Consider the following 13,431-nt stretch of genomic DNA (forward strand, 5'->3'; position numbering starts at 1 on the left):
CGTGACAGCGCGCTTGCACCCCTCGCCCAAGGCGCCAATATGCGCCTCGACCTAACAGACTCCCAAGGCGGAAGGATATCCCATGGCAGACTATATTCCGATCAAGACGCTGGAAGGCGACGGCCAGTTCGACGCCTATGTCGCCACGCCCGACAGCGCCCCTAAGGCGGCGATCATCGTCATACAGGAGATTTTCGGCGTCAATGAAGGCATCCGCCGCAAATGCGACAGCTGGGCCCGCGCCGGCTATCTGGCGATCGCGCCCGACCTGTTCTGGCGCATCGATCCGCATATCGAGCTGGACGCTGACATCCCCGAACAGATGCAGCAGGCACTCGCCTATATCCCCCGCTTCAACCAGGATCAGGGCGTCCGCGATATCGAGGCGACCATCCGCGCCGCGCGCGCGATGCTGGAAGGCCCGGCCAAGGTCGGCGTCGTCGGCTATTGCCTGGGCGGCCGCGTCGCTTTCATGACCGCCTGCCGCACCGATGGCGATGCCTTTGTCGGCTATTATGGCGTGGGCATAGACGGGCTGCTGGGCGAACAACATGCCATCGGCAAGCCGACCATGCTGCATATCCCGACCAAAGACGGCTTCGTCCCTGCCGATGTGCAGGCCAAGATGCATGACGGGCTGAAGGACAACCGCCACGTCACCCTGCATGATTATGAAGGGCTGGATCATGGCTTCGCTGCCGAGATGGGCGATCGCCGGGTCGAGGAAGCCGCCCAGCTGGCCGACCGTCGCACCGCCGACTTCTTCGCGCAGGCGCTCGCCTGATGTCGGACGAAGCATACCGGATGATCGTCCGGGCCCATGGTGGCCCCGAGGCGATCGAACGCGAGCGTTTCGATCCGGGCACGCCCGGTGAAGGCGAGGTGTTGATCGCGCAGGATGCGGTCGGTCTCAACTTCATCGACACCTATTATCGCACCGGCCTCTACCCCGCCCCCCTGCCCCTGACGCTGGGATCGGAGGGTGCGGGCCATGTCGTCGCGGTTGGTGCGGGCGTCAGCGGCATGGCCGTGGGCGACAAGGTCGGCTGCGCCGCGGGCCTGGGCGCCTATGCCACCCACCGCATCGTCCCGGCCGATCGGGTCGTGCGCATCCCCGATGCGGTCAGCACGCGCGATGCCGCCGCGATGATGCTCAAGGGCATGACCGCCTGTTATCTGGCCGAGGACATGATCGACCTGCTGCCCGGCGATGTCGCCTTGGTCCATGCCGCCGCCGGTGGTGTCGGATCGGTGCTGGTGCCCTGGCTGCGCGACAAGGGCGTGGTCGTGATCGCCCATAGCGGATCGCCCGAAAAGGCGGCCAGGGTCGATGCCGACCACAGCCTGTCCGGTCCGCTCGACGATCTGGCGGCGCAGGTGCGTGACCTGACCGACGGCAAGGGCGTCGCCGTCGCCTATGATGGCGTCGGCAAGGATAGCTGGGCCGCATCGCTCGCCAGCCTGCGCCGCCGCGGTCTGCTGGTCAGCTATGGCAATGCATCGGGCGCGGTGCCGCCGATCAGCCTGCTCGACCTCAGCCGCAACGGCTCGCTCTATGTCAGCCGCCCGACCCTGTTCGACTATGTCGCGACGGCGGAGGATCTGACCAACACCGCCGAACGCCTGTTCGACCGGATGGCACGCGGGATCGTGTCAGCGCAGATCGGCCAGAGCTTCGCTCTCGCCGACGCTGCGAACGCCCATCGCGCGCTGGAAGGGCGCCAGACGACCGGCAGCACCATCCTGATCCCCTAAGCCTCTGGTTGATCTGTATAATCCTATCAGGGACGGCATTTGCACATGCCGTCCCTTTTTTTGTGCAGGCGGTCTGCCCGCCCTTCCCTATTGATCGCCATTTGCAGTATCCGACAGGAGATGCAGCCGTCCCGGAAGAACAAGAACATACCCCGATTGGCCAAGCTGATCCTGCTGCCATGGTGGACCGTGCAGCTGGCGACCGGTGCCAAATCCTTTATCGATAATCCGCTGATCGGTTCGTCCCGGCTCAATGCGCTGGGCCTCCATGTCGGGCGCGTCAGGCTCGCCCAATGGATGACAGCCCGTCGTCGCTCGCGTCTCGCCGCAGATCTTTCCGCAGCCGATCGTCATGCCTTTGATCGCGACGGTTTCATCGAGATTCGCGATTTCCTGCCGCCGGAGCAGTTTGCCGCCCTGCGCGAGCAGATTGCGGCCTATCAGGCTGTTCCACGTGAAATGGTGCAGGGTCATACCATCACCCGCCGTTACGCACTGGACGGCGCTGCACGGCGCGCCATGCCCGCAATAGCCCGCTTTCTCGATCATCCCCGCTGGCGCGCGCTGGCGCGCTATGCCGCCGGCTTCAACGTCGAGCCGCTGATCTACATCCAGACCATTCTCACCCATCGACGGGACGGCGCGCCCGATCCGCAGACTCAACTGCACGCCGATACCTTCCATCCCGCGATGAAGGCCTGGCTGTTCCTGGAGGACGTCCCGGCCGAAGGCGGCCCCTTCACCTATGTGCCCGGATCGCATCGACTGACCCCCGCGCGCGCGGCGTGGGAGAAACAGCGCAGCCTGACAGCGCGAGATGGCGATTGCCGCCTGTCGGCGCGCGGCTCGCTGCGGATCGACGAAGCGGAACTGGCCGGTCTTGGCCTCCCGCCGCCGCGCCAATTTCCGGTCCCAGCCAACACATTGGTGATCGCCGACACTTTCGGCTTCCATGCGCGCGGAGAAGCGGCGCAGCGTTCCACCCGCGTCGAACTCTGGGCCTATGGCCGGCGCAACCCCTTTCGTCCGCTGGTGGGGCTCGACATTTGGAGCCTGCCGGGCATCACCGAACGGCGCATCAACCTGCGCTGGGGCCTGCGCGATGCCGTGGCGCGCTGGATCGGCCATCCCTGGCGGCCCGCAGGCATGAAAAGGCCCGCCGACGACTGAGCGTGGGCGGGCCGATTGCGATAGCGTTGATCAGATCGATCAGAAGAGCGTCAATATGCCGACCGACCGATCCATGATGCCGTCATAGATCATCGAGCAGGCAACATAGACGATCACCGCCAAGCCAAGATAGGCCAGCCAGCGGAAGCGCTCGATATATTTGGCGATGATGTTCGCCGCGATGCCCATCATCGCCACCGACAGGATCAGGCCGATGATCAGGATGCCTGGATGCTCCCGCGCGGCACCGGCCACGGCCAGCACATTGTCCAGGCTCATGCTGACGTCGGCGATCGCCACCGACCAGGCGGCGGCGGCAAAGCTCTTGGCCGGGCGCACGCCCGACACATCATCGTCGCTCGGATCGTCAGGCGTATGCGCGCCGGCATTGGGCCGCAGCTCGCGCCACATCTTCCAGCTGACCCACAGCAGCAGCAGGCCGCCGGCCAGGATCAGGCCGACAATCTGCATCAGCTGGCTGACCACCAGCGCAAAGCCGATGCGCAGCACCAGCGCAGCGATGATGCCGATCAGGATCACCTGCTGGCGCTGCTTGGGCGGCAGGCCGGCGGCCAGCGCGCCGACGACGATCGCATTGTCGCCCGCCAGCAGGATATCGATCATCAGCACCTGACCAAAGGCGGCCAGGGCGCTGGGCGTCCCGATATTGCTGAAGTCGTTGACGATATGCTGCCAGATATCCGCCGGGGAACCGAGCCCCTGGGCGGCCGAAGCGGCGGTGGCGATAAGGTCGAGCATGACGGCCTAACGTCCCTGTATGTGAAAATGAAGAAAGCCGGACCATATACATGGCCCGGCTCTCACCGCAAAATATATGGCAGGGTGGCCGCACATCCGCGCAGCCGCCGCCGCGCTTACTGGTTCATGGTCGCGAAGAAATCCTCGTTGGTCTTGGAATCCTTCATCTTGTCGAGCAGGAATTCCATCGCGTCGACCGTGCCCATCTGCATGAGGATGCGGCGCAGCACCCACATCTTGCTGAGCGTCGGCTTCTCGACCAGCAGCTCTTCCTTGCGGGTGCCGGACTTGCCGACATCCAGCGCCGGGAAGATGCGCTTGTCCGCAACCTTGCGGTCCAGCACGATTTCCGAGTTACCGGTGCCCTTGAACTCTTCGAAGATGACTTCGTCCATGCGGCTGCCCGTGTCGATCAGCGCGGTCGCGATGATCGAGAGCGAGCCGCCCTCCTCGATGTTGCGCGCGGCGCCGAAGAAGCGCTTCGGGCGCTGCAGCGCGTTGGCGTCGACGCCGCCGGTCAGCACCTTGCCCGACGAGGGGACGACGGTGTTGTAGGCGCGGCCGAGGCGGGTGATCGAGTCGAGCAGGATAACGACATCCTTCTTGTGCTCGACCAGGCGCTTGGCCTTCTCGATCACCATTTCGGCGACCTGGACGTGGCGGGTGGCAGGCTCGTCGAAGGTCGAGGAGACGACCTCGCCCTTCACGCTGCGCTGCATGTCGGTGACTTCTTCCGGACGCTCGTCGATCAGCAGGACGATCAGGAAGACTTCGGGATGATTGTCGGTGATGGCCTTGGCGATATTCTGCAGCATCACCGTCTTGCCGACGCGCGGCGGCGCGACGATCAGCGTGCGCTGGCCCTTGCCCTGCGGCGAGACGATGTCGATGACGCGGGCCGACTTGTCCTTGATGGTCGGGTCCAGCGTGTCGAGACGCAGCTTCTGCTCGGGATAGAGCGGGGTCAGGTTGTCGAAATTGACGCGATGGCGGACGACGTCCGGATCATCGAAATTGACCGACAGCAGCTTGGTCAGGGCGAAATAGCGCTCGCCATCCTTGGGTGCGCGGATCTCGCCCTCGACCGTGTCGCCGGTGCGCAGGCCGAAGCGACGGACCTGGTTGGGCGAGACATAGATGTCGTCGGGACCGGCCAGGAAATTCGCCTCCGGGCTGCGCAGGAAGCCGAAGCCGTCCGGCAGCACTTCGATCGTGCCCTCACCCATGATCTGCGCGCCATTTTCGGCCTCGGCCTTCAGGATGGCGAACATCAGATCCTGCTTGCGCAGGGTCGATGCGCCCTCGACGCCCAGTTCTTCCGCCATGGTGACGAGGTCGGCGGGAACTGTCTTCTTGAGGTCCTTGAGATGCATTGCGAGTCGGTCCGATGGAGTGAGGGATAGAATAGCCGGGTAAGAAAGGAGATTTTGCCCGGTCAATGTCTCGGGAAAGCCTCGCGCCGGACGGGCGAGGGGAATAGTCGGCGTTTAGCGAGCGCCCGGCCCTCAAGTCAAGCGAGGACATTTCCCTATTCCGCCTGAAATCATGGGCGATCCGGGGATTTTCGACAGGTGGTGCCCCATCTGCGGCGATGGACGACATATCCTGCCCCATGATATGATGAGACATAAAATATCGGAAGGATGAGGAAATGCGTTATTTCCGTGCCCTGATGGCGATCGCCACGGGCGCGCTCACCGCGCTGCCACTCGCCGCGCAGGACAGCCCCCCGCTCGATCCCGACATACCACCCACCGTCGTCCGCACCGGCCCCTCGCTCGACGATCGCGTCACCATTCCCATCAATATCGACGGCAAGGGGCCGTGGAACTTCGTGATCGACACCGGCTCGCAGCGCACGGTCATCGCCCGCGACCTGGCCGACCGGCTCGCCCTGCCCAATCGGCGGATCGTCACCATCCTCAGCATGACCGGCAAGGCGGAGGTACCGACCGTCGCCGTGCCCCGACTCGGTTTCGGCGCGACCACGGTGGACGATATAGAGGCGCCGGTGCTGAACGGCGAGCATCTGGGCGCCGCCGGCCTGCTCGGCCTCGACAGCCTGCATGCCAAGCGGGTGCTGCTCAATTTCCGCACCGGCCGGATGGAGATCAGCAAAAGCCGCCGCCTGCCCCCGCGCGATCCCGATGCGATCATCGTCGAGGCGCGCCGGCGCAAGGGACAGCTGATTCTGCTCGATTCCGACGTCAACGGGATGAAGGTGAACATCATCCTGGATACCGGTGCCAATTTCAGCGTCGGCAATCTGGCGCTGCGCGACAAGCTGGTCCGCAAGAAGCGCGCGCCCGCGCTGCTGCAGGCCAGCCTGATCAGCGTGACCGGCGACACGCTGACCGGCGATGTCGGGCGGCTGGATTTCGTGCGCATGGGCCGGGTCAAGCTGACCGGCGTGCCGGTGCTGTTCGCCGAGGCCAGCCCCTTCGCCGAGCTGGGCCTGGCCGACAAGCCGGCACTGATGCTGGGGATGAACGCACTGCGGCTGTTCGACCGGGTGGCGATCGACTTCGGCCGGGGCAAGGTGGATTTCCTGCTGCCCGATACCGGTGCGCTCGATCCGGTCCGGCTGGCCGCCTCAGCGCCCCGTCAGGGACGCTGAGGCACCGGATCACGGATTGTCGGGTCGCTGCTGCTGGGCCGGCTGGCGCTGGCGCGGCGTGCGGCCCAGCACATTGTCGATCCACTGCTGGTCCAGGCGCGGCGGCGCCGGGCGATCGGCCGGATCGGGCTGAGCCATATCCTCGCCATCCTCCGCCTCGCTGCCGGCCGGCCGGGCACGGTCGATCGGCAGGCCATTTTCATCGACCATCATGCCGCCTTCCATGCCGTTATCCGGCTGGCCGTAATAGGCTTCCTCGTCCGGCTCCAGCTGCCATTCGGGCAGGGTGACCTGGGTCTCGAACTGCTCCACCGGCCGCTTGGCGACGGCGACCTTCATATAATCGGCAAAGGCGTGGGCCGGCGCGCGACCGCCATAGAGCGAAGGCACCGCCTTGGCGTCATCGCGGCCGACCCAGACGCCGGTGGTGATGCCGCTGGAAAAGCCCAGGAACCAGCCATCCTTGCCGCTGTTGGTGGTGCCGGTCTTGCCCGCGACCGGGCGTCCGATCTGCGCCGCCTTGCCGGTGCCGGTGCTGACCGCGGTCTGCATCAGGTCGGTCATGCCCGCCGCGACCCAGGGCGCCACCAGCACGCGGCTGGTATCGTCCTGATGCTGGTAGAGCATCCGCCCGTCGGCGGTCGTCACCTTGGTGATGCCATAGGGGGTCACCGCCACGCCCTTGCGCGCGATCGAGGCGAAGGCACGGGTCATGTCGATCAGCCGCACGTCCGACGTGCCTAGCACCATCGAGGGATGGGTGTTGATCGGCGTGGTGATGCCGAAGCGGCGCGCCATGTCGGCGACGGTCGGGAAGCCGACCTCCACGCCCAGCTTCGCCGCGACCGTGTTGATCGAATAGGCAAAGGCGGTGCGGATATCGATCGCGCCGGCAAAGCGACCATTGCTGTTGCGCGGGCTCCAGCCATTGATCGTCACCGGCTCGTCGGTAACGCCGGTATCGGGCGTATAGCCTGCCTCCAGCGCCGCCATGTACACGAAGATCTTCCAGGCCGAGCCGGGCTGGCGCACGGCGGTCGTCGCGCGATTATAGTTGGACGTCACATAGTCGAGCCCGCCGACCATGGCGCGCACCGCGCCGTCGCGATCCACGCTGACCAGAGCGCCCTGCATGCCGTTCGACACGTTTGCCTTCACCGCGGCGGTCGCGGCATTCTGCATGCCAAGATCGATGGTGGTATAGACTTCCAGCGGCTCATTGGGCTCGTCGATCAGCGTATCGAGCTGCGGCAGCGCCCAGTCGGTGAAATAGCGCACGCTGTTCTGCGGCGGCTCGGGCGCCATGCGCACGCCAGCCAGATTGGCATTGGCGTGATCGGCAGCGCTGATCTTGCCATTTTCCTGCATCAGGTCGAGCACCACGCCGGCGCGGCCGATCGCGGCCTCGGCATCGGCGGTGGGGGAATAGCTGGACGGCGCCTTCACCAGGCCGGCGATGATCGCCGCCTCGGGCAGGTCCAGGCTCTGCGCGGGATGGCCGAAAAATTTGCGGCTGGCGGCGTCGATGCCATAGGCCCCGCCGCCGAAATAGACCTTGTTGAGATAGAGTTCCAGGATCTGCTGCTTGGAGAATTTGCGCTCCAGCGCCATCGCCAGCACCATCTCGCGGACCTTGCGGCCCCAGCTATAGCTGTTGTTGAGGAAGATGTTGCGCGCGACCTGCTGGGTGATGGTCGACGCCCCCTGCCAGCGCCGGCCGCTGCCGCGCCGTTCCAGCGCGACCCAGGCCGCGCGTGCCATGCCGACCGGATCGACGCCGGGGTGCATGTAGAAACGGCGATCCTCGGTCGACACCATCGCATCGACCATGACCGAGGGGATCTGGTCATAGCTCAGCCAGCGGCCGAAGCTCGGCCCCAGGGAGACGATGACCGATCCGTCCGCCGCATGGACGCGGATCATCTGGCCATTGGGGGAGGATTTGAGGCTGTTATAATCGGGCAGCGACTGCATCGCGATGAACACGGCCACGCCGATCGCGACCAGACCGGCAAAGGCGCCGACCAGACTGATCTTGAGCCCGCGCACCAGCCATTTCTTCGCCTTGCCCGGCGCCTTCTTGCTCTTGTCAGATCGTGCCATTTGCCGCCCCGGATACGCGCTATTACCGGCCCGGACCAGCGCAAATCAGGGCGCTCGTCCGGAAAACTCCCCGGTCTGTAAGGATGATGCGGCTTTACCCGCGATGAATATTATCGGTGGAGGCCCGAACAAGCCGGGACGGGCAGGACATGCTGCCCCCGCCCCGCAGCGGTCCGTCCCTCTGTCGTTCTTATTCCGCGTCGTCGCGCGACTTGAAATCCAGCGACGCGCTGTTCATGCAGTAACGCAGGCCGTTGACGCCGGGGCCGTCAGGGAAGACATGGCCCAGATGCCCCTCGCAGGTGGCGCAGCGCACCTCGGTGCGGATCATGCCATGGCTGGCGTCGCGAATTTCCTCGACCGCGTCGATATCGACCGGCGCGGTGAAGCTGGGCCAGCCCGACCCGCTGTCATATTTTTCCTCGGCATCGAACAGTTCCGCGCCGCAACCGGCGCAATAATAGACGCCATCCGCCTTGTTGCTGTTATATTTGCCGGTGAAGGCCCGTTCGGTGCCCGCTTCGCGCAGCACATGATATTGTTCGGGGGAAAGGCGCGCACGCCATTCGGCTTCGCTCAGGTCCAGCTTTTCCATGGCCGCAATATGGCGTCCGCCGCAGCCCTTATCAAGTCCGCGATCAGGCCCGCTCGCGCGCCGCCTGTCGGGCGATCGCCAGCAGCTCGTGCCGCACCAGCAGATCGCCCAGCCCCTTGCCGCCACGGCTGGACCGTTCGGCCTGGGCCAGACGCTGGATGACGCGGGCGATGCCGGTCGCGTCCCACAGCCGCACCTGGCGGGTGACCAGCCCCTTCTCCTTCCAGAAGACCGCCTTGCCGGCCGATTCCACCGCCGCCTCCAGCCGCCCGCTGCTGTCGAAGTCCGCGCGGATATTGGCGATCAACATGGCACGGGTCAGCAGCGGCCGGATCACCGACGCCATGGCCGCGCCGATCTCCGCCAGATTGTTGAGTTCCTTGTGCATCGCCCGGAGGTCACCGCCCAGCACCGCATTGACCAGCGGCGCGGCATCGGAATCAGGATTGTCGGCCGACAGCGCATCCAGCGCCTCCACCGTCGCCTCGCGCGGCTGTTCCGGCGCGGCGTCGAGATAGAGGACCAGCTTCTCGATCTCGATTCCCATCAGCGCCCGGTCGCCATTGGCCAGGTCGACGATGCGGCGCGCCAGTTCCTGCGGCAGGCGCAGGCCATTCTCGCGCGCGGTCGCCATCGCGATCTGCTCTGCCTCGCGGGCATCGGGCTGATAGGAGATGAAGGCCATGCAGCCCTTATGGTCGAGCGCCAGCTTGACCAGCTTCGACGTCGCCTTGAGCGCGCCGGCAATCGCGATCACCGGATTGCCCGCCGCCTCCGCCTCCAGCAACGCCGTCACCGCCGGCAGCGATTCGTCGCCCATGCCGTTGATCCGCACCCAGCGCTTATCGCCGAACATCGAGAAGGATGCCGCTTCGTCCGCCAGCCGCGCCGGATCCTCGCGCAGCGTGGCCACGTCCAGGTCGACCCGCTCCGCCCCCGGCCCCATCGCCCGCTCCAGCCGCCTGGCGAGCGCCGTGCTGCCCGCCTCGTCAGGACCATAGAGCAGGAAGAAGCGGATATCCGACGGCGGCGCGTCGAGCGCCTTTTCTATCTGGCCGCGATTGGCTTTCACTGGCCGGTCGACGCCGCCGGCGATGGGGCCGACGAGGACGCCGCCTGGGCGCCTTCCTTGCGCGTCGCATACAGCGCCAGGCGGGTGACGATCTGGTCGGCCACGATCTCCGACAGCCGCTCCAGCGCCGTGTCTTCCGCCGCGATCGTCGCATATTCGCTCGACGTCGCGTTGATGCCGGCGTCCGACCCGGCGCTGTCGTCCAGCACCTGCGCACCGGTCGCTTCGTCGATCAGCTGATAGCGCGCCCGCAGCGTGCGCCGCTCACGGGTGATGGCCGCGTCGGACCGCAAACCGAAACCGCTGATCTGGTCGTCCAGCTTCACCACCAGCTTGTAGCTGGGGCCGGAACCATTGCTGATCGCGCCAAGCCGGTCGTTGAGCGCGTTGCGCATCAGCCAGCCGCCCTTGCCCGCAATATCCTGCACTTCGACATGACCCAGCCCCTGCGCCACCGCGCCATGGCTGCCGCCGCCATAGACCGGGCGCAGCCCGCAGGCGGTAAGGAGAGTCAGGGCGACGAGGGGAAGGATGCGCTTCATGGGCATGATCCTTATCCCGTCACCCCGCCCTTGTCGAACCAAAGGTCGGGGTGACGGGCACAGGTCAGATGACCAGATTGACCAGACGATCGGGCACCACGATCACCTTCTTGGGGGTGGCGCCATCCAGCGTGCGAACGACGTTCGGCGCGGCCAGCGCCAGCTTTTCCAGCTCGTCCTTCGGCGTGCCCTTGGGCACGGTGATGGTGTCGCGCAGCTTGCCCATCACCTGGCAGGCGATGGTCACTTCATCCTCGACCAGCAGTGCCGGATCGACCGCCGGCCAGGCGGCTTCGGCGATCAGGCCCGGCTGCGCCATCTCGGCCCAGCCCTCTTCGGCCAGATGCGGGGTCATCGGCGCGACCAGCAGCGCCAGCGCGCGGATCGCCGCGGTGCGGCTGGCCGACGGCTTGGCCTTCTCGATCGCGTTGACCAGCTCATAGATCTTGGCGACGGCCTTGTTGAAGCCCAACGCCTCGATATCCTTGGCAACGCCGTCGATCGTCTGGTGCAGCTTGCGGTCGAGCGCCTTGTCCTGGCCTTCCGCCGCCGCATCGGCTTCGCCGAACAGGCGCCAGACGCGGTTGACGAAGCGCCAGCTGCCTTCGATGCCGGCCTCGGTCCAGGGCAGGTCGCGCTCGGGCGGGCTGTCCGACAGCATGAACCAGCGCACGGCGTCGGCGCCGTACTGCTCGATGATGTCGTCGGGATCGACAACATTCTTCTTCGACTTGGACATCTTCTCGACGCGGCCGACCGTGACCGGCGACCCGCTCTCGATATGGATATAGTCGTCGCCGGACTTCTTGATTTCCTGCGGCGACAGCCAGCTGCCATCGCCGGCCTTGTAGGTCTCGTGCGTCACCATGCCCTGCGTGAACAGGCCGGTGAAGGGCTCGGCAAAGCCGAGCTGGCCCATATGCTGCAGCGCGCGGGTCCAGAAACGGGCGTAGAGGAGATGCAGGATCGCATGTTCCACGCCGCCAATATATTGGCCGACCGGCAGCCACTGCTCGACGGTCGCACGATCGAACGGCTTGTCGTCGGGCTGGCTGGCAAAGCGGATGAAATACCAGCTCGAATCCGCGAAGGTGTCGAGCGTGTCGGTCTCGCGCCGCGCCGCCTTGCCACAGGACGGGCAATCGACATGCTTCCAGCTCGGGTGACGATCCAGCGGGTTGCCGGGAATGTCGAAGGTCACATCCTCGGGCAGCTTCACCGGCAGCTGGTCCTTGGGCACGCCCACCACGCCGCAGTCATCGCAATGGATGACCGGGATCGGGGTGCCCCAGTAACGCTGGCGCGACACGCCCCAGTCGCGCAGGCGGAACACGGTCTTGCGCTTACCCCATACTTGGGATTCGGCAAGGTCCATCACATTATTCTTAGCTTCGTTTACAGTAAGAAGCTGATCTTGACCAAGAAATTCCTTATACAGCCATTGTTGGCCATTATATTGCTCGGCCAACTTTTTTCGAATTTTTATCAGGTTTTCTGATGTTAGCGTGCTGAATTTCGGCTCGGCAATAGTGCCATCAAAGGCCTTATTATCGATCCGGAAAAATTCATACTCGTCATCGCCACCTCGGATGACCCAAGGGTTTTCGTTAAAGGCATCGCCAAGTTGCTTAGCCTCTTCCGCATTTGGCGAACGCGCCGTAATCGGTTGGAGAGCAGCTTTGACCGGCAGCATATATTTGCGCGCGAAGTCGAGGTCGCGCTGGTCATGTGCGGGCACGCCCATGACCGCGCCGGTGCCATAGTCCATCAGCACGAAATTGGCGATGAAGACGGGCAGGTGCCAATCGGGATCGAACGGATGCGCGACCGTCAGGCCGGTGTCGAAGCCCAGCTTCTCCGCCGTTTCCAGCTCGGCGGCGGTGGTGCCGCCTTCCTTGCACTTCTCGATGAAGGCAATCGCGTCGGGGTTGCTGGCCGCAACCGCCTGCGCGACCGGATGGTCGGCGGCGATCGCAACGAAGCTGGCGCCGAAAATCGTGTCGGGGCGGGTCGAATAAACCTCGATCTCGCTGTCGAACGGTGCGACCGGCTTGAAGCTGAACTGCAGGCCAACCGACTTGCCGATCCAGTTTTCCTGCATCAGCCGCACCTTGTCGGGCCACTGGTCGAGCGTCTTGAGGCCCTCCAGCAGATCGTCGGCGAACTGGGTGATCTTGAGGAACCACTGATTGAGCTTGCGCTTCTCGACCAGCGCACCGGAACGCCAGCCGCGCCCGTCAATCACCTGCTCGTTCGCCAGCACGGTCATGTCGACCGGATCCCAGTTGACCTGGCTTTCCTTGCGATAGACCAGACCGGATTCCAGCATGTCCAGAAACAGCGCCTGCTCATGGCCATAATAGTCCGGCTCGCAGGTGGCGAGCTCGCGGCTCCAGTCGATCGCGAAGCCCAGCTTTTTCAGCTGCGCACGCATGTTCGCGATATTGGAGCGGGTCCAGTCGCCGGGATGCACCTTCTTTTCCATCGCCGCATTTTCGGCCGGCATGCCGAACGCGTCCCAGCCCATCGGATGCAGCACTTCATGGCCGGTCATCCGGCGGAAGCGCGCCAGTACGTCGCCCATCGAGTAGTTGCGGACATGACCGATATGGATGCGCCCCGACGGATAGGGGAACATCTCCAGCACGTAGCTGCGCGGCTTCGTCGAGGCATCATCCGCCTTGAAGCTCTGCTTCTCGTCCCAGACGGCCTGCCAGCGGGCGTCGGCCTCCAGCGGGTTGAAGCGCCTTTGCATGTCATGTCCTTACAAATGCAAGCGGGCTGGGCTCCGTAAAAGCCCAGCCCCGATGGTTTGAAA

At 65.0% G+C, this 13,431-nt stretch carries 10 protein-coding genes and 2 pseudogenes; 4 read left to right on the top strand and 8 right to left on the bottom strand.

From position 1 onward, the window contains the following. The first annotated feature begins 82 nt into the window (after window positions 1-82). The 3 genes from ACUCV3_RS19800 to ACUCV3_RS19810 all read left to right on the top strand — a co-directional run bounded on the left by ACUCV3_RS19800 (window position 83) and on the right by ACUCV3_RS19810 (window position 2,925). Window positions 83-784, top strand: a complete 702-nt coding sequence (locus ACUCV3_RS19800) for a dienelactone hydrolase family protein (RefSeq protein WP_279728347.1) — start codon at window positions 83-85, stop codon at window positions 782-784. After that, entirely contained in the window at window positions 784-1,755 is a 972-nt protein-coding gene (locus tag ACUCV3_RS19805) for a quinone oxidoreductase family protein (protein WP_279728346.1), read from the top strand. The genes ACUCV3_RS19800 and ACUCV3_RS19805 overlap by 1 nt, the downstream gene beginning before the upstream one ends. Before the next feature lie 120 nt (window positions 1,756-1,875). Continuing rightward, window positions 1,876-2,925: a phytanoyl-CoA dioxygenase family protein gene (locus ACUCV3_RS19810; RefSeq protein WP_482241017.1), complete on the top strand. Its 1,050-nt coding sequence runs from the start codon at window positions 1,876-1,878 to the stop codon at window positions 2,923-2,925. Window positions 2,926-2,964: 39 nt separating this feature from the next. Here the strand turns inward: ACUCV3_RS19810 and ACUCV3_RS19815 are convergent, their stop codons facing one another. Together ACUCV3_RS19815 and rho are read right to left on the bottom strand one after the other, a co-directional pair. After that, window positions 2,965-3,684 (bottom strand): YjbE family putative metal transport protein, encoded by a 720-nt coding sequence (locus ACUCV3_RS19815; RefSeq protein WP_004209170.1) that lies wholly within the window; start codon window positions 3,682-3,684, stop codon window positions 2,965-2,967. 116 nt (window positions 3,685-3,800) lie between these two features. After that, window positions 3,801-5,057, bottom strand: coding sequence for a transcription termination factor Rho (rho, locus tag ACUCV3_RS19820; protein ID WP_004209171.1), 1,257 nt, complete (start codon window positions 5,055-5,057; stop codon window positions 3,801-3,803). Between the two features lie 278 nt (window positions 5,058-5,335). Here rho and ACUCV3_RS19825 point away from each other — a divergent pair, with 278 nt between their 5' ends. Next, entirely contained in the window at window positions 5,336-6,301 is a 966-nt protein-coding gene (locus ACUCV3_RS19825) for a retroviral-like aspartic protease family protein (protein ID WP_482241018.1), read from the top strand. 9 nt (window positions 6,302-6,310) lie between these two features. Here ACUCV3_RS19825 and ACUCV3_RS19830 read toward each other — a convergent pair whose 3' ends face one another. The 6 genes and pseudogenes from ACUCV3_RS19830 to ACUCV3_RS19855 form a co-directional block, all read right to left on the bottom strand. Further along, on the bottom strand, window positions 6,311-8,404 hold the full coding sequence (locus tag ACUCV3_RS19830) for a transglycosylase domain-containing protein (protein WP_279728344.1): 2,094 nt from the start codon (window positions 8,402-8,404) through the stop codon (window positions 6,311-6,313). A 190-nt stretch (window positions 8,405-8,594) separates the two neighbouring features. Then, window positions 8,595-8,999, bottom strand: coding sequence for a peptide-methionine (R)-S-oxide reductase MsrB (msrB, locus tag ACUCV3_RS19835; protein ID WP_004209174.1), 405 nt, complete (start codon window positions 8,997-8,999; stop codon window positions 8,595-8,597). Window positions 9,000-9,042: 43 nt separating this feature from the next. Then, window positions 9,043-10,071 carry a DNA polymerase III subunit delta gene (gene holA / locus ACUCV3_RS19840; protein ID WP_279728342.1) on the bottom strand — a complete coding sequence of 343 codons (1,029 nt, stop codon included), beginning with the start codon at window positions 10,069-10,071 and terminating at the stop codon, window positions 9,043-9,045. After that, the gene (gene lptE, locus ACUCV3_RS19845; RefSeq protein WP_069338945.1) at window positions 10,068-10,613 is read right to left on the bottom strand and encodes an LPS assembly lipoprotein LptE; all 546 of its coding nucleotides are present in this window, start codon (window positions 10,611-10,613) and stop codon (window positions 10,068-10,070) included. The genes holA and lptE overlap by 4 nt, the downstream gene beginning before the upstream one ends. A 64-nt stretch (window positions 10,614-10,677) precedes the next feature. Further along, a pseudogene (locus ACUCV3_RS19850) lies at window positions 10,678-12,018 on the bottom strand (class I tRNA ligase family protein); the annotation flags it as partial. Window positions 12,019-12,144: 126 nt separating this feature from the next. Continuing rightward, a pseudogene (locus ACUCV3_RS19855) lies at window positions 12,145-13,368 on the bottom strand (class I tRNA ligase family protein); the annotation flags it as partial. Window positions 13,369-13,431: the final 63 nt, after the last annotated feature.

This window comes from Sphingobium sp. VMM, from assembly GCF_056790315.1.

Excerpts from the sequence above, each read along its gene's own strand:
- ACUCV3_RS19810 (WP_482241017.1), top strand. The coding sequence starts at position 1,876 with ATGCAGCCGTCCCGGAAGAACAAGAACATACCCCGATTGGCCAAGCTG.
- lptE (WP_069338945.1), bottom strand. The coding sequence starts at position 10,613 with ATGAAGCGCATCCTTCCCCTCGTCGCCCTGACTCTCCTTACCGCCTGC.
- rho (WP_004209171.1), bottom strand. The coding sequence starts at position 5,057 with ATGCATCTCAAGGACCTCAAGAAGACAGTTCCCGCCGACCTCGTCACC.
- ACUCV3_RS19800 (WP_279728347.1), top strand. The coding sequence starts at position 83 with ATGGCAGACTATATTCCGATCAAGACGCTGGAAGGCGACGGCCAGTTC.
- ACUCV3_RS19805 (WP_279728346.1), top strand. The coding sequence starts at position 784 with ATGTCGGACGAAGCATACCGGATGATCGTCCGGGCCCATGGTGGCCCC.
- ACUCV3_RS19815 (WP_004209170.1), bottom strand. The coding sequence starts at position 3,684 with ATGCTCGACCTTATCGCCACCGCCGCTTCGGCCGCCCAGGGGCTCGGT.
- ACUCV3_RS19830 (WP_279728344.1), bottom strand. The coding sequence starts at position 8,404 with ATGGCACGATCTGACAAGAGCAAGAAGGCGCCGGGCAAGGCGAAGAAA.
- ACUCV3_RS19825 (WP_482241018.1), top strand. The coding sequence starts at position 5,336 with ATGCGTTATTTCCGTGCCCTGATGGCGATCGCCACGGGCGCGCTCACC.
- msrB (WP_004209174.1), bottom strand. The coding sequence starts at position 8,999 with ATGGAAAAGCTGGACCTGAGCGAAGCCGAATGGCGTGCGCGCCTTTCC.